Source organism: Pseudoalteromonas sp. G4 (genome assembly GCF_028875915.1).
In the GTDB taxonomy this organism is placed as follows: domain Bacteria; phylum Pseudomonadota; class Gammaproteobacteria; order Enterobacterales; family Alteromonadaceae; genus Pseudoalteromonas.
In genome coordinates, this window is the sequence record NZ_JAPEHW010000006.1 from 66,230 (window position 1) to 85,398 (window position 19,169).

Annotated in this window: 14 protein-coding genes and 1 pseudogene; 11 read left to right on the forward strand and 4 right to left on the reverse strand. The window is 37.1% G+C overall.

Translation table 11 applies throughout. The features are described from left to right. Positions 1 to 14: 14 nt before the first annotated feature. Genes ON073_RS04340 through ON073_RS04350 form a run of 3 tightly spaced genes read right to left on the reverse strand, consistent with a single transcriptional unit; the run spans position 15 to position 4,187 of the window. The gene (locus ON073_RS04340; RefSeq protein ID WP_274760638.1) at positions 15 to 1,880 is read right to left on the reverse strand and encodes an acyltransferase family protein; all 1,866 of its coding nucleotides are present in this window, start codon (positions 1,878 to 1,880) and stop codon (positions 15 to 17) included. Next, positions 1,873 to 3,183, reverse strand: a complete 1,311-nt coding sequence (locus ON073_RS04345) for a flippase (protein WP_274760639.1) — start codon at positions 3,181 to 3,183, stop codon at positions 1,873 to 1,875. The genes ON073_RS04340 and ON073_RS04345 overlap by 8 nt, the downstream gene beginning before the upstream one ends. Further along, a complete protein-coding gene (locus ON073_RS04350; protein WP_274760640.1) occupies positions 3,180 to 4,187 on the reverse strand; it encodes a hypothetical protein in 1,008 nt (335 codons plus the stop codon). Before ON073_RS04350 ends, ON073_RS04345 begins: the two co-directional genes overlap by 4 nt. 267 nt (positions 4,188 to 4,454) lie before the next feature. Between ON073_RS04350 and wecA the strand changes: the two genes are divergently transcribed. From wecA to galE, 10 genes and pseudogenes are all read left to right on the forward strand, one after another. After that, a complete protein-coding gene (gene wecA, locus ON073_RS04355; protein WP_342455408.1) occupies positions 4,455 to 5,543 on the forward strand; it encodes a UDP-N-acetylglucosamine--undecaprenyl-phosphate N-acetylglucosaminephosphotransferase in 1,089 nt (362 codons plus the stop codon). 16 nt (positions 5,544 to 5,559) lie between these two features. Continuing rightward, complete coding sequence (locus tag ON073_RS04360) at positions 5,560 to 6,576, forward strand: glycosyltransferase family 4 protein (RefSeq protein ID WP_274760641.1); 1,017 nt, start codon at positions 5,560 to 5,562, stop codon at positions 6,574 to 6,576. A gap of 11 nt (positions 6,577 to 6,587) precedes the next feature. Further along, positions 6,588 to 7,307: a WecB/TagA/CpsF family glycosyltransferase gene (locus ON073_RS04365; protein ID WP_274760642.1), complete on the forward strand. Its 720-nt coding sequence runs from the start codon at positions 6,588 to 6,590 to the stop codon at positions 7,305 to 7,307. Positions 7,308 to 7,352: 45 nt separating this feature from the next. Next, positions 7,353 to 9,404 (forward strand): glycosyltransferase family 2 protein, encoded by a 2,052-nt coding sequence (locus ON073_RS04370; protein WP_274760643.1) that lies wholly within the window; start codon positions 7,353 to 7,355, stop codon positions 9,402 to 9,404. A 251-nt stretch (positions 9,405 to 9,655) separates the two neighbouring features. Further along, complete coding sequence (locus ON073_RS04375) at positions 9,656 to 10,558, forward strand: Wzz/FepE/Etk N-terminal domain-containing protein (protein ID WP_274760644.1); 903 nt, start codon at positions 9,656 to 9,658, stop codon at positions 10,556 to 10,558. Then, complete coding sequence (locus tag ON073_RS04380; protein ID WP_274760645.1) at positions 10,555 to 11,805, forward strand: O-antigen ligase family protein; 1,251 nt, start codon at positions 10,555 to 10,557, stop codon at positions 11,803 to 11,805. The genes ON073_RS04375 and ON073_RS04380 overlap by 4 nt, the downstream gene beginning before the upstream one ends. A 70-nt stretch (positions 11,806 to 11,875) precedes the next feature. Then, positions 11,876 to 13,076 (forward strand): annotated as a pseudogene (gene wecC, locus ON073_RS04385) (UDP-N-acetyl-D-mannosamine dehydrogenase). A gap of 9 nt (positions 13,077 to 13,085) precedes the next feature. Beyond that, positions 13,086 to 14,198: a non-hydrolyzing UDP-N-acetylglucosamine 2-epimerase gene (gene wecB / locus ON073_RS04390; RefSeq protein WP_274760646.1), complete on the forward strand. Its 1,113-nt coding sequence runs from the start codon at positions 13,086 to 13,088 to the stop codon at positions 14,196 to 14,198. Positions 14,199 to 14,358: 160 nt separating this feature from the next. Continuing rightward, entirely contained in the window at positions 14,359 to 15,315 is a 957-nt protein-coding gene (locus tag ON073_RS04395; RefSeq protein WP_274760647.1) for a DHH family phosphoesterase, read from the forward strand. An 18-nt stretch (positions 15,316 to 15,333) separates the two neighbouring features. Continuing rightward, positions 15,334 to 16,353 carry a UDP-glucose 4-epimerase GalE gene (galE, locus tag ON073_RS04400; protein WP_274760649.1) on the forward strand — a complete coding sequence of 340 codons (1,020 nt, stop codon included), beginning with the start codon at positions 15,334 to 15,336 and terminating at the stop codon, positions 16,351 to 16,353. A 69-nt stretch (positions 16,354 to 16,422) separates the two neighbouring features. Here the strand turns inward: galE and ON073_RS04405 are convergent, their stop codons facing one another. Continuing rightward, on the reverse strand, positions 16,423 to 16,818 hold the full coding sequence (locus ON073_RS04405) for an acyl-CoA thioesterase (RefSeq protein ID WP_274760650.1): 396 nt from the start codon (positions 16,816 to 16,818) through the stop codon (positions 16,423 to 16,425). Positions 16,819 to 16,981: 163 nt separating this feature from the next. Between ON073_RS04405 and ON073_RS04410 the strand changes: the two genes are divergently transcribed. Beyond that, on the forward strand, positions 16,982 to 19,093 hold the full coding sequence (locus tag ON073_RS04410; protein ID WP_274760651.1) for a TonB-dependent receptor: 2,112 nt from the start codon (positions 16,982 to 16,984) through the stop codon (positions 19,091 to 19,093). The last annotated feature ends 76 nt before the right edge of the window (positions 19,094 to 19,169 follow it).

A 19,169-nucleotide genomic window follows, 5' to 3' on the forward strand; every position in this document is an offset into this window, starting at 1 on the left:
AATTCTTTAAAGTACTACATGTCGGCAATATACGATTTTATGGCACTTTCAGCAATGGCGATTGCCCCTTCTTTTGTTAAATGCCCATAATCAAAAACTAGCGGATATTTATTCTCTTGATTAAATATAATCGCTTTACAGGATACCTTTTTATCTTGCACACAAAGAAATTCAACTGTTGAGATATAAGTTAAATTAGGGCTATCTATGTATTTTATATGTAGCTTTTTATCGATATCCAATATTGCTTCATCTAATGATGCATCTACAATATAGCCATTTTTATTGTGCCAATGCCTGTTAGCAATCGTTGATACTAGATTAGGCTGCCACTGAGGCGTTGGTCCAATTAACAATACTTGTTGCACTCCGTTTTCTATAATCGCTTTAGCAAGTTTATCCCAATCATAGTTTAAGGCATCCTTTGCTTGAGTGAGGATGACAGTATGGGGGGGAGTCCTAATAATATACTCGAGTGCTTTGCTATTACTCATTTTACAAGCTTCAGCGCCATTGCCTTTTAAATGGTTTTGTTTAAATTCAGGAAAGTAAGGGTGGCAACCCGGTGATGCAAGCTGGGAAAAACTTTGCTCATTAGCTATAAATTCTCGAACTCCCAAAGATATGCCGCCTTTGTTAGACTTTAGACAGCTATTATCTACTTCAAATATTCCTGAACTTTCATGATTGTTTTTGGTGCTACACTTAAGCCAATAACCATCAGGATCAATTTTATATCCTTTATATTTCTCAACAAAATTAGCCTGTTCACTTATGCTAACTGGGCGAATTTCAAGTTTAGCTCCATGTGTTAAATAGATAAATAATGCGAATATTATTGTGATTAAGTACGTAATTAGAGATTTTATAAACGTACTTTTGACTTTGCGACAGGGCGTTTCGATATACTTGTAAGATATATATGCGAGGCAAATAGAGATCCCTATAGCTGTAAGAATACTCGGTAAGTTATTTTGTTGCCCTAAATAGACAAGTAGAACAGTTAAGGGCCAATGCCATAAATACAACGAGTATGAAATATTACCGAAAAAATTCAGAATGTTTGAACGTAGCATAACCCATGAAAGGTTCAATGCGAGCAAAATAACTGTCGCTATAACTGGCACTGATGTAACTAGTGAAGGCCAAGCTAAGTTGTCTGAAATGAAAATGAGACTAAGAAAAATAGTTAGTATTGAAACACATCCCCATATGTTCTTTTGCTTTTCTTCTATGTTAATAGGGTAAAAGAACGAAAGGCTACCAGCGAGCAATTCCCAAGAACGTGTCGGTAAGCTATAAAAACCAAGCGAAGGTTTCATATCAGTTAAGATTAAACTGACAATAAGACAGGCTAATGTTGTTATTAAAAGCGTTAGTTTTACAAAGCGTAAAGGTAAATATCGCAATAAAGCGTATAAAAAAATAGGAAAGGCTATGTAGAACTGCCATTCTAAAGAGAGAGACCAGGTATGCAATAGCCACTTTTCTTTCGCTGCTAAATCGAAATATCCAGACTCTGTCCAATACACAATATTGGATAGAAATGTGAGGCTGCTGACTATATGTTTTGCTAGTAACTGAAAGTCTGTAGGAAGTAGAAAGAACCAACCATAAAGCAATAATAAACAACATAGCACAGCAAGTGCAGGGATGATTCGTTTTGCTCTGGCAGTATAAAATTGATAAATTGAAAAAGATTTATTTCTGTACTTTTCATAAACTATCTTAGTCATTAAAAAACCAGAAATAACAAAAAATATATCTACACCAATAAAACCACCGGGTAAGAGATTTTCACCAAAATGATAGGTTACAACGGCAATAACAGCGAGAGCTCGCAAGCTATTAATATCATATCGAAAGGTTTTGTTAGTCACCCTTAATCTCTTTATTTTTTAAAATAGTTAACACACCGCTTGGTTTTATTTTCACCCAAGCTAAGTATGATTTTACAGTAGTGTATGCAAACACACGTGTTTTTTTATTGATAAACAAGATCAGTAGTCCACTAGTACCATAAGCGAACACACTGGCCCAAGCCGCGCCCTGTATTCCATATAATGGTATGAGTAACATATTTAGAGTGATGTTAACCAAAGCGCCAGAAACATGACTAACCAAGCTGAATTTATACAGTTTTTCATTAATCAGCCATTTACTAAAAATGGCACGATGAAAAACAAATAATGTGGCAAATACATGAATAGACAATACAGAGCCTGCACTGCTGTAATCCATACCAAAAATTAATGATAATACTGTATCGCCCAAAATTAAGGTTAAGCAAATAATAATAAGGCTTATCAATGTAAATAAGCTCATTATTTTTAATAATACTTGTTGATAGTGCTTTTTATCATTGGATATTTTTACTAAAAGAGGTTGGCAGGCATTAGCAATAAGGACTGGGAAAATAAACCATAATTCGCTTATTTTTGTGGCTGCTGAATAAAGGGCTAGTTGTTGTGCACCAAGCAGTTGATGAATCATTAATTGGTCGATTTTTAAGTATAGAACAGCGGCAGCCGCAGATAAAAATAACCAGCCTCCTTTTTTAGCTAGTGGGATCGCGAAGGACTTATGATTTACACTTTTTGCCATTTTTATTTTACTGGATGCAAAAAAATATAAAAGACACCCTATGAAAACGTGTTCTAGACAATGTAATAGTAAGATATATTGAATATCATTTTGCTTTACAACAAAGGCTATTTTAATTAGTAAAAAAATTAACTGGGTTACTACTTTAATTTTTATTGCTAATAGGATTTGGTTATTTGCCAAAAAATAAAACTCGCAGACATTAAAAACGACAAAACTGCTGAAAACTAAACATGTCAGCACTAATAGTAAATGTTCAGATTGAGATAGGTAAAGGTATAAAGTGCAGGCTGTTAAACCTATCATTGCACCCACTATTCTTATTTTTAAAGCGTTGGTTAAAATATTAGATGTATTAAAAGGGTATTTAGTAAAAAGCCTTGCAACGATGTTGCTCAACCCCATTCTTGAGAATGGTAAAAATATGGTAATACTCGCTAAAGCAAATGAAAAAAGCCCGAATTCGGGCTGGCTATAATATCGTGTTATAGCAATAGTCAGAATGAGCCCTGAGAGTAAGGAGAGTGCTTTTTCTAGAATTAATATTGCTGAATTAAAAGCGCCTTGTCGCCAATTCATTTACCAACCTCAAAATCTACGTACTCAACTTTGATTTGCTTTAAATAAACCGCGATACGATTAGGTGATTCATGTATAAAACCAGCATGGTAACCTTGCATTGTACTGATAAAATCATTTAATTCTTTTGGTGAAACCTTAATACTGCACAGTTCTTTTTGTTGACGCACTAAGCCAAAGTCCCCAGGGGTAACGGGTTTAGAGTGTGATAGAGTTTTTTTAATGTGTGTTTTTATAACATCATCGAATTCGAGATGATATTTATCAAAGAGTATCGAAAACTCGGATAAAGGGTTCTCCACTAGCGATTCGTAAACTATAGGGTCTAAACTTTCCGAACGACACTTAGCTTCTATGAACCCTTGTAAAAAGCCAATTTGGTAAAAGTAATCTTTTTTCAGTAAAGCGGGGTATTTCTCTAATAGCAATTGAATTTCTTGATTGGAGAAGCGAGTTGCAAATTGATTTGCTTTATTCCAGCCAAGCGCTTTATAACTTTTGGCAACTGAAAATGGGTGCCGAATTAAGTAGGCTAAATTAATATCATGCTGAACAAGCTCTTTAATAATTAGAGGATTGACCTCTTTTATTACTGTAGTTTTACTTTCTTTTGGTTGTTGCCATTGTGTTGGAAAAGGAATGACTTTGTCGATTAAAAATAATTGAGCATTAAGTGCTTTGGTGATTAGGTTTGAGTAACGGGCCCAGTTTTCACATTGTGCTTCACTAAAAACACTGGCGCTTTGTTTCTTATGGTAAAAAAAAGCGGTTGTAATAGGTTCCCTTAGATATCTTACATTTTTAGCCATACCAAGGACTGAACCTACCCAGCTTGATCCCCCTCGAGGGAATGAAAGTAAATAAATAGGCTTACTAGTTTGCTTATACTGCTTGTTGGCGTGTGCTATCAGCCTTGGTTTTCGAATAATTAGTTTAATCGCAGACAAAAATAATTTTACTTTTTTTGGCAGTATGTTGATTGTTTTTTGTCTAATTGATTTCAATCTGAATACCTAAATAATTATCAAGCTAATATAATACCTTGTGTTTTAGGTATAACAAAATAACTTAATAACAGAAGAAATACTCTTTAATACATATTTTTCTATGGCGATCTGAGCTATTTCAGCTAAAATAGCCGCTAACTTATTTGTCATTAATATATGTTAACTATAACATTGACGATAATTTTCGTATTTTAACTTGTTTTCTTTAAATTTGCGTGTTTTCTTAGTAATGAAACTCGCATAGTGTAATAGGTATTTTTCATTGTGATAGCGAGTAGCATAGGGATTTTCTTTGGCTCCTTTTTGAGTTTGTTTTTCTTTCGAAAAGTAGCGCATGCTATTAATTTGGTTGACTCACCTAATGAAAGAAAACATCACAAAGGCAGAATTCCTCTAATCGGCGGTTTAGCCATTTTTGTTGTAGTATTTAGTTACTTATACACATTCCCAGAAACAATTTCTTCATCATATATCTATTTAGGTTGTGCAGGTGTATTACTTGCTGTTGGCGTGCTAGATGACCTACTCGATATTAGCTTTAAGCTTCGGTTATTATTGCAAGTAGGTATTTCTGCAATCATGATGATCTTTGCAGAACTGATCCTTTTTGATGTTGGGCAGTTGGTAGGACCTTTTCAATTAAACTTATCCTATTTAGGTTATGTGATTACCGTTGTTGCTGTCGTTGGTGCTATTAATGCGTTTAATATGGTCGATGGCATTGATGGTTTGTTAGGTGGTCTCGCGACAGTGACATTTGCTGCTATGTCGGTGCTATTTTATTTTTCGGGAAATACTGAGTTACTGGCATTTTCACTGACAATCGTGATTGCCACCATTCCTTACATTTTAATGAATCTTGGTATTCCGCTAGGGCAGCGCTTTAAAATATTTATGGGTGATGCAGGTAGTACGGTTATTGGTTTTACTGTTGTCTGGCTTTTATTAGAAGGCTCACAAGGCGATGTGAAAGCGTTAAGCCCTGTTACTGCCCTTTGGATTGCCGCAATCCCAATTATGGATGCTGTGTCTACGATTTCTCGCCGCGTTAAAAAAGGGCAATCTCCGTTTAAGCCTGACCGAGAGCATTTACACCATATTATGCTGCGCCTCGGAGTAGGACCTAAAAAAACATTGTTTGTAATTTGTCTAATGGCAAGTGTGCTCGCTTCGCTTGGTATTATTGCTGAAATACTGGCTGTTCCTGAGTATGTTATGTTCTTTTCTTTCCTTGTGATGCAATATCTATACTATCGCGTTATGAGCCGAATTTGGCGTGTCACTGTGAAAGTGAGACGCTTTTTAGGGATTAATAAAAAACCTCGCCATCAGTCAGTTTTAACAAGCAAATAGCAAATACAATTCATTTATGAATATTCTAATAGTCACAAACATGTGTGCGACGAAAGAAAACCCGTCGCAAGGCATGTTTGTACGTCGTCAAACTGAAGCCTTAAAAGCGAAAGCTACAATAGAAAATATCGAATATTACCAAATGCCTTTAAAAGCAAGAGAGGCTGGCTCTTTTGCGAAACGGTATGGCTATTTTCTATTTGATTTCATAAAGCAATTTGTCTTCAGTCGAAAAACACTGAATATCATCCATGTTCATTTCTTTTTTCCGACGATAATACTGGCAATGGCATATAAGCTGTTACGAAATCCAAAGGTTAAAATTGTTGTCACTTTTCACGGTAATGATGTGTATTATTACCATCCTGTGAAGTGGTGGTATAAATGTGCGGCTAACTTTATTGATCACGGTATTTTCGTTAGCAAACAACTAAAAGCACGTTTTTTTAAACCAAACTTGCCGTCGAGTGTGTTGTGTGCGGGTATATTACCCACGTTTAAATTGACGGAACATACAAAACACTATGACTTTATTTTTGTCGGTGCACTGGATGAAAATAAAGGGGCAAAGCGATTACAGAAAATTTGTGATGCTTTATTGCCTGATTATAAAATTGTGGTTGTTGGCTCTGGTCCTGAACAGTCATATTTTTCAGAACAAAGCCATGACAACTTTACTTATTTTTCATTTTTAGAAGCGGAAAAATTAGCTGAACTATATTCTCAGTGCAAATGGCTTCTGAATTTGAGTTATAATGAATCGTTTGGTCTTGTCATGTCTGAGGCAATGGCGTGTGGCACCCCTGTCATTGCAACGCAAACAGATGGTGCCTTAGCGCAAGTGAACGATAAGGTTAATGGTTATATATTAGCGCAAGACGCTAATCTAACTGAGCAGATTAAATCAATAGTAAATGGTGTGTCGCAAGGTGAATACCAAATGCTAGTTGATAGTGCCCTTAAAAGCTCAAAAGCTGCAAATATTGGGTTTGTTGCTCAATCTGTTTTAGAAATATATAGAAAGTATAAATAGTTGGAAGTATTTTGGTCGAGCCTATAAAAATAGCTGATATTCCTGTAATGCCGTTTGAATCTGTTGAACATGTTTTAAGTCATGTTTTTTCAGAAGCTGATTCAATAAAACCAGGTGTTGCAATCGCTATCAATCCTGAAAAGATTTTAAAAAGCTTAGAGTGCGAACAGGTTAAACATATTTTGCTTAACGCTACGGTGCAATACGCTGATGGCATTGGTGTTGTCAAAGCGATGGAAAAAAAATCAGGCAAAAAATTGCAACGTATTCCGGGTGTAGAGCTTTGGTTAGAAGTTGTAAAGAAAGCGTCTGAGAATAATGGTTCGGTATATTTAGTTGGCGCGAAACCTGAGGTTTCTGAGAAAGCAGAACAAAAGTTGATTGATCAATTTAATATTAATATAGCTGGGCGCAGCGATGGTTATTTTAAAGATCGATCAGAGCTTATCGGTAATATCATACAATCAAAAGCGGATGTCGTAATAGTAGCGCTCGGTTCGCCAAAACAAGAAGCCTTCATTGATGAGTGTAAAAAGCAACACCCTAATGCGTTTTATATGGGGGTGGGTGGTAGTTTGGATGTTTTAGTTGGTAATGTCGAACGTGCGCCTGAAGCTTGGTGTAAATATAACTTAGAATGGTTGTATCGCTTATTAAAAGAGCCAACACGATTGAAAAGACAAATCAAACTACTTAAGTTTGTTTATTTGTATTTAAGAGGTCGCTTGTAATTCATGTTTGAGAACTTCGAAATTATCAGCGGACATTAAGCTTATATGAGTGCTTCTAAAAACTGTCAGTTAACTGTTGGTGTTTATATACCAACAAAGAATCGTTTAGAGCTATTGAAAAAAGCACTTGATTCGGTTTTACAGCAAACTTATCAACATTTTAAAGTGTGTATTGTTGATGATGGTTCAACTGATGGGACTTTTGAGTATTTATCAAGTTTATCTCATCCTAGCATTACGTTTATACGAAATGAGCAATCGATAGGTGCCTGTGCAGCCCGGAATAAGGCAATTGAAAGTTTAGATACGGATCTTGTTACTGGTCTTGATGATGATGATGTATTTTTGCCAACGCGACTTGAAGATTTGATTCAAATTTATGATGAAAAATTCGCTTTTGTTTGTAGTGGCTACTTTTGGGATTATGGCGCTCATAAAAAATCTCTTTTTGCTAAAAATAAAGTAATCTCATTATCAAATGCGCTTGATTTGAATCAATGCTCGAATCAAATTTTAGTCAACCGTGAACGAGTGTTATCAGTAAATGGCTTTGACCCTAAGCTGCCAGCATTGCAAGATCATGATTTATGGGTACGTCTTATTGCAAAATATGGTGATGCGTACCGACTAGGTAAAGAACTTTATATAGTTAATGATGATCGCGAGTTAGAGCGAATATCCTCTGTTCAGAATAAATTAAATGCAATTGATTTATTCGAGCGTAAACATCATGCAATCATGTCTAAACGGAATATGGAAAACTTCTCCTTTTATCGCAAAAAAATAAAAGGCGATAAAATTTCGTTTTTAGAGCTGCTGACATCAAGTAAATATGGCTTGTCTAACTTAAAAATGCGCCATGCATTTTCACAGTCGCTAGAGTCTTTGTCTAAATTACGTTTGGATTATATGGCGCACGGCAAAGTGGAGCATATGAAGATGAATTGGTTGCTAACAGTGTTTGCTCCATTGTTAGCTACTGGGGGGCCTGGGGCCTCTCGTGTGATTTTACTTTCATCCTGTATTTTCTTCTTAGGGGCAAGCAATACAGCCTCATTTGGCAGTGACTTTTTCATTTTGATGTTGCTCAATACAGCATTCAGTCAAAGTTACGGTTTTTTTGTTCTCAAACAGGCTTACTTAAATAGCTTTAAAGGTATATTAAAGCAGTCCTTGGTTGGCTTGCTGGCATCCTCCCTAATTTTAATCGGGCTATTTCTCGCAGGTATAATAAGTAACCTTTACTTTACCCTAATGTTGTTAGGCGTTTTACATTTTTACTATGTTTACCGCTTTAAGCGCATAGCGAACCATGGCTTTGTGATCCTAGCGATTGCTGAATGTATGGTTTCTTTATCTTGCCTTTTGCTGCCTGCATTTATGGCATTTAATGAAGTAGAGCATCCCAACGCGCCTTACATTGTTTATGTAATAGCGTGTTTTATCGGTTTAGTAGTTGTAGTAGCGTTGGACGACAAACCAAGTAATTCTGAATCTACTCGGATCCCAATTAAAAAGGTTGGAAATATTGCTGTATCAACAACAGCAAGCATTTTCGCTGTATTTTGCTTCCCATTTATATCAAAAGAGATATTTGCACCAGAGACAGCTTCATACGTAGCGCTGGCTATTTCTTGCTTCTCAATTGCGATGTTAATACCAAGAACCTATGCAAATAAATCAATGAAAACAATGGCAGATGAGGCGCTAGATTGGGGGCAGTTGAGTAAAATCAATGCCCTTTATAGCAAAATTATATGGTTTAGTTGCTTTGGCGGTTTATTTTTTACGGCCCTCTATTTGACCGTGCTAAATGTTGAGTGGGAAATGGCGGTGGCGATCCCAAGTATGATCATGCTTATCTTTGTTTGTTCTCAATATGGTTTTGCTAACTTAACGTCCCTAAGTTTACACGGAGAGGAAGCGTCAGTTGCTAAGCTGAATTTATTTGTGTTATTGATTACCCTAACAGTTTTGTGCTTACTTTCAGTTGGGATTATCAATCAATCTAACTTGTATTTAATTATGCCAATTTTATGCGGCAGCTTTGTTTTTAGAAACTATAAAGCAAAGAACCTAGCTTTAGGCAAATTTTAAGAATATTGCAAAACTTGATATATCAAAGCAATGTAATCTAAGTATTATGGCAATATTACAGTTATCGAACTTAACTTCTAGGTATTTATAGTAAAAGTACACAATATTGAATTCAGCCAATAAAAATACTTATGACACTAAATATTAGAGATATTCAATGGTAACATAAGGCCTTGTTTGAGATGCTCAGCTTCAAATTAGTTAAAGCTGGATGCATAAAGAGTTTTATTCGGTAAAAGAGCAAATCCTGTATGAACCAAGGTAGTGTAACCCCAGAAATAATTTTGTCGTGGCTATTAAAAGATAAGTGGAAAATCCTGATTGCAGCTATTGTTTTTGGGGGGATATCTATATGGGTCGCTTTATCAATCCCAAATCAATATACAAGTTCAACAGTTGTATCTTCTAATTTCAATGAGCAAGGTGGAAAAGGTGCCTTGAGCAAGTTGGGCGGCCTCGCTAGTTTAGCTGGAATCTCCGTAGGTAAGTCGAATTATTCTCCTGAAGTCTTAAAGGAGATCATTAGCTCTAATTCATTTTTGGCTTTTTTTATAAGGCAAAATAAATTAGAAAAAATTGTTATGGCTGCAGAGGGGTTTAATGCTGAAAATAATAGCTTTATATATAACGATAAAATTTATAATGTTGAGCTAAATAAATGGGTTAGGAAGTTTAAGTATCCTCAAAAACTTGAGCCTGCAGATATTGAACTAGTAAAGAAATTTAAGGAGAGTTTTTCTATTAGTTATGATAGGAAAACGGAGTTGGTAAAAATCAACTTCAAGTCTTATTCACCAACTTTTGCTAAATCAACTTTAGAAGCTATTATTGTTACTTTTAATGAGTTTATGCGAAAGCAGGAACTAGAGTCCAATACTCAGTCTCTTGAGTATTTGAAAACTCAATTAGCAAGCGCTAAATATTCTGAAGTAAAACTTTCTCTTCAGCAAATCATGGAAGAACAATATAAAAACTTGGCTTTAGCAAATACGCGTAAAGAGTTTGCATTTAAAACGATAGAAGCACCGTTGTTACCTGTTTTAAAAAGTGAGCCTAAAAGAGCTATTGTGTGTATTGCGATCACTTTTGCAGGTGTGTTTTTAGTGTCACTTTCCTTACTAACAATTAGAATATTGAGAAGTAATAATAAATGAGTGTACTGAGTAAAGTAGCTAATTTTTATTGGCTACTTTTATTGGTAGGTATTTCGATATTTTTACCTCTACAAAATGCTTTGACGCACTTGCTGGGCCTTTCAACATATATTGATGAATTTATTCAGCTATTTATGTTGGCGATTTTGATTTGGAAGTCGTTTACTCTAAAATCCGCAAAATTTATAGTTATGTCCTATGCTTTTCTTGTGCTATGGATGTCCATTTTGAGTATTAAAGCCGTACCAGAGCGAGGTTTGTCCAATGTCGCACAGCAAATATTTGTACATTCTAAGTATATTGTTTTCATTGGTTTTTTTTATTTGGTAGTTAAAAGTCAAATATCGAAAAAAGTCTTAAATGTTATTATTTGCTTATCTGTATTCTTTTTATTTTTTGACTTGTTGTTTCAAGGGACTCTAAACGCTCTGCTGGATCAAAAGGTTCAAATGAGAGGGGGAAGTGTGAGGCCTATTGGAATTCAAGGTCATACAGCAAATCTTGGTTTCTTTATGTCGATGTTGGCTGCTTACTTTATATGTTCTGATAATAAAATATCACAGAAAGCCAAATTCATTTTCATTTTTATGTCTCTGATTTTGGTATTTCTGACTTCAGTTAGAACCGCATTAGTAGTTTTTCCGATAATCCTTGCTTGGGGGTTTAGAGCATCATTTAGGGTGACAGCTACTGTGATAGGAACATTAAGTCTGATTTTTGTTGCTATAGGTCCAAATAAATACTTTAATGAATTGGTTGAAATCACTCAGCAAAATATCATCAATACCATTGAAAACCCGACAAAAGCAGCTTATATAAGGGGGATGATGATATATTTTTCTTTTGAATTGGCAAATGAAAGATTTCCTGTTGGAACTGGTGCTGCAACGTTTGGTACCGTTAAATCTGATGATAGCGCTATATATGCAGAGTTGGGGGTTAGGAATAGTCGCTTTTTTATTGAAAAAGATGGTATTTACGACAGTAATTTTGCAAGTGTTTTAGGTGAGTTTGGGTATCTAGGTTTTGCTTTATACTACTACTTTTTTATTTCTTTCATTCTTAGGTTATGTAGTTTTGATAAGAAAACTAAGGTGAATAGTGAGTTTTTATTTGTCAGCATTAGCTTAATGTTAGTATATAGCTTTACGAATCCTGTCTTTATGAATACAAATCAAATCGTAATATTTGCTTTATTTTTAGCTGCTGCATCAAAGCCTGTAAATGAAGCCACGCATAAAATATGATTTTCTTTAGTTTTAATCACTAAGAATAATCGTGTAAACTCTCCCCATCGTTTTTTCAGGATTTAAAATAGTGGAATTTAAAACAGTATCCGTAGTTGGTTTAGGTTATATCGGTTTGCCAACGGCAGCCGTTATTGCGTCTCGTGGTTTAAATGTAATCGGATTAGATGTCAGTGAGCATGCTGTTAAGACGATTAACGAAGGCAATGTGCATATTGTTGAACCGGATCTAGATATTGTTGTGCGTTCAGTTGTTAATAGTGGCAACCTTAAAGCGACACTTACCGCTGAGAAGGCTGATGCCTTTATGGTTGCTGTTCCTACACCATTTCAGGATGACTATAAAGCGGATTTGTCTTACATTGAGTCTGCAGCAAAAACTATTGCGCCAGTATTAGAGAAGGGTAACTTAGTAATTCTTGAGTCAACGTCTCCAGTTGGTGCAACGGAAGAAATGGCTAAATGGCTTGCAGAAGCACGCCCTGATTTATCATTCCCACAGCAAGATTCGACTACCCCAGATATTAATATCGCTCATTGCCCTGAACGTGTTTTACCAGGTCATGTGCTTCGCGAGCTCGTTGAGAATGATCGTGTAATTGGTGGTATGTCGCCTGCGTGTTCTGAAAGAGCGGTTGCTCTTTATAAAACATTTGTTAAAGGTGAGTGTTTAATCACTAATGCGCGCACCGCAGAAATGGCAAAACTAACTGAAAATTCATTCCGTGATGTCAATATTGCATTCGCAAACGAGCTTTCGCTTATTTGCGATAAATTAGATATCAATGTATGGGAATTGATTAAACTTGCTAACCGCCATCCACGTGTAAATATTTTAAACCCAGGCCCTGGTGTTGGCGGCCACTGTATTGCTGTTGACCCTTGGTTTATTGTGAGCTCTGCACCAGATGAAGCAAAACTTATCAAGCAGGCGCGTTTAGTAAACGATGCAAAACCTGAATATGTCTTTAACCAAATCATCAAAGAAGCGGATGAATTTAAGCGCCCTGTAGTAGCTTGTTTTGGTTTGGCATTTAAAGCTGATATTGATGATTTACGTGAAAGCCCTGCACTTGATATTGCCGTTAAGTTGGCTAATCAAGATGGCCTTGAAATGCTTGTAGTAGAGCCAAATATTGAATCTTTACCAAAAGCGTTTGTTTGAAGAGGCTAAAGTAATGGCTATCTTAGTTGACCATTCAGAGTTTAAAAACGTTGATGCTGAAAAGTGGGCCGCAAAAGTGGTTATTGATAGCCGTGGTATTGTGTAAGTAATTATTATGAAAGTATTAACCGTATTTGGTACGCGCCCTGAAGCGATAAAAATGGCGCCATTAGTTAAAGCGCTTGAAAATGAGCCGAAAATTGAAAGCAAGGTATGTGTAACTGCACAGCACCGCGAAATGCTGGATCAAGTACTCGAGCTCTTTAAAATTAAACCTGATTATGATTTAAATATCATGAAGCCGGGGCAAGATCTCACTGATATTACGAGTAAAATTTTACTGGGTTTAAAACCTGTTATTGCTGACTTTAAACCTGATTGGGTATTAGTTCATGGTGATACGACGACTACGTTAGCGACATCGTTAGCTGCGTTTTATCAACAAACAAAGGTCGGTCACGTAGAAGCGGGTTTGCGCACAGGTAACTTGTATAGCCCTTGGCCAGAAGAAGCAAACCGCACAATTACAGGCGTTATTGCAGAAAAGCATTTTGCGCCAACACAAGGGTCTGCAAATAATTTACTTCGTGAGCATGTTAAGCCTCAAAGTATTGTTGTAACAGGTAATACTGTTATTGATGCGTTATTACAGGTTAAAAACGATGTCCTAACAAACGCTGAAACTAAGGCCGAGTTTGACGCTAAGTTCGCTGATTTTAATACTAAGCCGTATGTGTTAATCACCGGGCACCGCCGTGAAAGCTTTGGTGGTGGTTTTGAGCGTATTTGCCAAGCGATAGCAACACTTGCTGAGAAATACCCTGAGCATAATTTTGTTTACCCTGTGCACCTAAATCCAAATGTTCAAGAGCCTGTTAACCGTTTGCTCGCGGAGCATTCAAACGTCAAGCTCATAGAACCACAAGATTATTTGCCATTTGTTTACCTAATGGATAATGCGCATATTATCTTAACCGATTCAGGCGGTATCCAAGAGGAAGCGCCATCGTTAGGTAAGCCAGTGCTTGTAATGCGTGAAACCACAGAACGCCCAGAAGCAGTTGAAGCAGGCACTGTTAAGCTTGTTGGCACAGATGTAGAACTAATCGTGAATTCAGTTTCAGAGTTGATTGACTCTAAAGATGCATACAACAAAATGAGCTTTGCCCATAATCCGTATGGCGATGGGAAAGGGTGTGAACGTATCATTGATGCGCTATTAAGCTAAGACTCAGAAGCTTGTAACTCAATTGCGTTACAAGCTTCTTTTAGCATTAATTCTTTAATCTGATCTATTTTCATTTATATCTTCAAATAAATCGTTATTTGCTTTCTCACAGCAATTGGTAAATGATCGTAATAATTAATGATTTATTTGAGATTCATCTTTGAACTACGACGTTTTTAACGGTGACGCTGATGGCATCATCGCTCTTCTTCAATTGCAACTTGCAAACCCAACTCCAAGTAAGAAAATTACCGGTGTAAAACGCGATATTCAATTGCTTAAGCAGGTAGATGCAAAAGCAGGTGATAATATTCGCGTGCTCGATATCTCAATGGAAAAAAATATAGAAGCATTGAAAAGGTGTTTAGATGCTGGTGCAGAGGTATTTTATGCTGACCACCATCGTGCAGGTGATATTCCAAGCAGTGATAAACTAACCGCTCATATTGATTTAGACGCAAATACCTGTACAAGCTTAATTGTAAGTGAATTGCTTGATAAACAATTTCATTTATGGGCAATTACTGCAGCCTACGGTGATAATATGATAGCTGCGGCCAATGCTGAGGCCGATAAGTTAGGCTTATCTCAAGAACAAAAAGATAAATTAAAAGCGTTAGGTATTTATATTAATTACAACGGTTATGGAAGCGAGATAGAAGATTTACACTTTCATCCTGCAGCGCTGTTCGAGTTATTGTTAGCGTATTCATCACCTCTTCAACTGATAGAACAAAAAGACTCTATTTTTTATCAGCTTGAAGGGTTATACATTGCTGATATGGATAAAGCGCAAGCCGCTGAAGTGATGTTTGAAAACAATGCTGTAAAAGTTATTTTGCTTGAAGATGCTCCATGGGCAAGGCGTGTAAGCGGGGTTTTAGGCAATGAGCTTGCAAACCAATCGCCAGAGAAAGCGCACGCAGTACTCACTCATCATAAAGACTCAGGCTATACTGTTAGCATAAGAGCACCGTTAAATAACAAACAAGGTGCAGATCAGGTAGTAACGCAATTTGCAACGGGCGGTGGACGAGCTGCGGCAGCGGGCATTAACCAATTAGCTGAAGTTGAGCTTGAACGCTTTTATCAAGTGTTTGGCGATTACTATTCATAAGTTTTAAGGATTTAACACATGACGGTATTAGTTACTGGTGGTGCTGGTTATATTGGCTCGCATACTGTTGTAGAGCTTTTAAATGCGGGCGATGACGTGGTTGTGATTGATAACCTATCAAATTCATCAGAAGAAGCCCTTAAGCGCGTAGAGGAAATAACAGGTAAGTCAGCAATCTTTTATCAAGGTGATATTTTAGATACTGCTCTTTTAGATCAAATTTTCACGAATCATGCTATCGAAAGTGTTGTGCATTTTGCAGGGCTTAAGTCTGTAAATGAGTCTATCTCTCAGCCCCATAAGTATTACGAGAATAACGTTCAAGGAACACTTAACCTGCTAGCGGCAATGGATAAAGCAGGAGTTAGCAAATTAGTGTTTAGCTCATCTGCAAATGTTTATGGCACGCCAGCAGAGTTACCTGTAGTTGAAACTGCTCCGGTTGGAGCTACAAGTAACCCATATGGTACCTCTAAATATATGGTTGAGCGTATCTTACAAGATTTAGCCGTTTCAAATGAAAAATGGCGTTTTGCGATTTTACGTTATTTTAATCCTGTTGGGGCACACAAATCAGGTCTGATTGGTGAAGATCCTAACGATATTCCAAACAACTTACTGCCTTACATTTCGCAAGTGGCTATTGGTAAATTAGCATGTTTAGGCGTGTTTGGTGATGACTATGACACGCCTGATGGCACTGGCGTACGAGATTACATTCATGTGGTTGACCTTGCTCTTGGACATTTGAAAGCGCTTAACAAATTAGCATCAACTAATGGGGCGTTAGTGTATAACCTCGGTACAGGAAATGGTTTTTCTGTACTTGAGATGATTAAAGCGTTTGAACAAGCATCCGAAAGAGCCGTAAAGTTTGAAATAAAACCGCGCCGCCCTGGTGATATAGCTATGTGCTATGCAAACCCAGAAAAAGCGAAAAACGATTTAGACTGGGTAGCTGAGCGCGGATTAAACGACATGATGGTTGATGCATGGCGTTGGCAAAGCCAAAACCCTAATGGCTACTCTGAAAGCTAAAATTTATGTAGCTTTACACTAAAAAGGATGCACTTGAGCATCCTTTTTAATTTTTAACGTTTTACTAAATTATTCAACGGGAAAAAGAGCATCAATTTCAGTTGGTAAAAATGGTCTGCCTTTTTCATTTACCGATGTGCCAATAACAAGGGCATCCACAGCAACTTTTTCATCACTTTTACGAATAACACGTTGGCTAAAGCCAAATTTTAGTTTTGAAAGGCGAACTGGCTCTACCTCTACGTAAAAAACATCTCCCGGTTTTAGCGATGTTTTAAAATCAAGCTCACTTCGAACGACCACTAAGTTGATCTTCTCTGCTGCCAGTTTTGCAAAATCAATATTGTTAGCATGCAAAAACTCATGGCGAGCATGCTCAAGGTAATTAAAGTATACGCCGTTATTGACTATGCCTTGTAAATCGCACTCGTAGTCTCTTACCTTTAGTTCTATGCGAAATGTCATTTTGTTATCCATTTTAAAAAATTTTATGCAGTTTACCGAATTCTTTTTAAAAAAGAGGTACGACTTATGTCTTCAAATGCGAACTTCTCTCGCTTACCTTTTTAACTTCTTATAAACTATGCGGTAATTTTATGTTCAATAACTTTAAAAACTGGATACCAAAGTGAAAACCAGCCTCAAACTTGTCTCTGCTGCAATTCTTGCTTCACTCTCAGCAACCTCTTTAGCAAACCAAAATACAGACAATCTTGAAGTGATTACCGTTACAGGTGATTTTAAACAAGAAAGTGTTCAAACGTTAAGCGCAAGTGTGCATGTTTTGGGCGAAGAAGATATTGCATTACGAAATGCGGTGCATTTGGATGAGCTACTGAATACTGCTGCCAATATTAACTATACATCGGGCGCGTCTCGTGGCCGTTTTATTCAAATTCGCGGTATTGGTTTGCGTTCACAATTTGTTGATCCTGTTAATCCATCAGTTGGTTTATTGATTGATGGAATTAATTACTCAGGTTTAGGTGGTTCAGCACTGCTATTTGATACTGAGCAAGCTGAAATTTATCGTGGTCCGCAAGGCACACGCTTTGGTGCTGATGCAATGGCAGGGATGATCCATATAAATACTGCAGCGGCTTCTACAAATGCACAGGGTAAGTTACAGCTGGGTGTTGGTAATTATAATTCGTATAATCTAGGTGTTGCTGCTGGTGGTGGTATTGATGATGTTGTAGGTTTGCGTGCTAGCGTTTATCAAAATGTTTCTGATGGCTATGTTGACAACATTTACTTAAACGACGCTACACAAGATCAAGACGAGCTCGTTGCTCGTTTTAAAGCAAAAACTGATTTTAGCGATATCTTTGTAAGCGAACTTAATGTGCATTATATCGACATTGAAAATGGTTATGATGCATTTACATTGGATAACTCACGAAATTCAGTTGCAGACGAGCCAGGGCAAGACAATCAAGAAAGTGTTGCTTTTAGCTTGCGTAATAACTTTTCAGGGCTTGATGCGTTTGATATTAACTTTAATGTGACTGCATTAAACGCAGATTTACTCTATAGCTACGATGAAGACTGGGTGTGTAATGACGCGAGTGAAGCTGAATTATGTGAAGCAGGTTTACACCCTTGGGGTTACAGTTCTACAGATGCTTACTCTCGCGAACGTCAAGACCGCTCTCTAGAGTTAAATACTCAAAGCAAAGAGGGTGATTGGATTGCGGGTATTTACTATCAAACAAAAGATGAAGAGTTAACCCGTGCTTACACGTGGCAAGCACAAGACTTTAGCTCAAATTATCAAGTAGATAATATCGCCCTATTTGGCCAATTAGAAACGCGCATTGATGATCGCACTGTGCTAATTACGGGTCTCCGCGCTGAAAATTATCAAGGCGATTACAGTGACAATAATGGTTTTGTTGAGTCAGTTGATGATTCAATGGTGGGCGGAAAACTTGCTTTTGAGCATCAGGTAAATCAGCAAGCGATGATCTATACAAGCTTATCGCGCGGTTATAAGGCGGGCGGTGTAAATGGCGAAGCATTAGCAAAAGCACGTGATGAAGGCACTGACCAAAGTTTCTTTGAAGCGATTAAATATTTTGACCCAGAGTATTTATGGAGCGGTGAGTTTGGTGTTAAAGGCATGTCAAAAGACAAGCGACTGGTACTTCGTTTAGCAGCGTTTTATATGTATCGCGATAACATGCAAGTTAAGGCTTATAAAGAATACAAAGCCGATGAAACATCAGAGCCTGTATTCGTTGGTTACCTTGATAACGCAGCAAGTGGCCGTAACTATGGTTTAGAAATCGATGGTCGTTATCAATTAACTGACCGCATAAGCTTAAATGGTGCGGTTGGTTATTTACGTACGCGTGTGGACGACTTTGTTAATGCTGATGGTGAGAGCAAAGATGGCCGCGAACAAGCTCAGGCGCCGCGTTATAACTACGCTTTTTCTGCTCGTTATGATGCAACGGATAATCTATATGTAAATTTGGGCATTGAAGGTAAAGATGATTACTACTTCTCAGATAGTCATGACTCTAAGGCTGAAAGCGTAAACTTGGTAAATGCTAAAATTGGTTATAGCCGAAATGCGTGGGAAGTGAGTGCATGGGTACGCAACATGTTCAATCAAGACTATGCAACACGTGGCTTTGAATTTGGTAATGACCCGCGTGATTTTTACGAAACACACACATATGTGCAGTTTGCAGAGCCACGTATGGCAGGCGTAAGCTTTACCTATCAGTATTAATTATTGTGTTTTTGGATTTCAGAAGGGTGAGTTAGGCTCTTCTGAAACCTGAAACCTGAAACCTGAAACCTGAAAC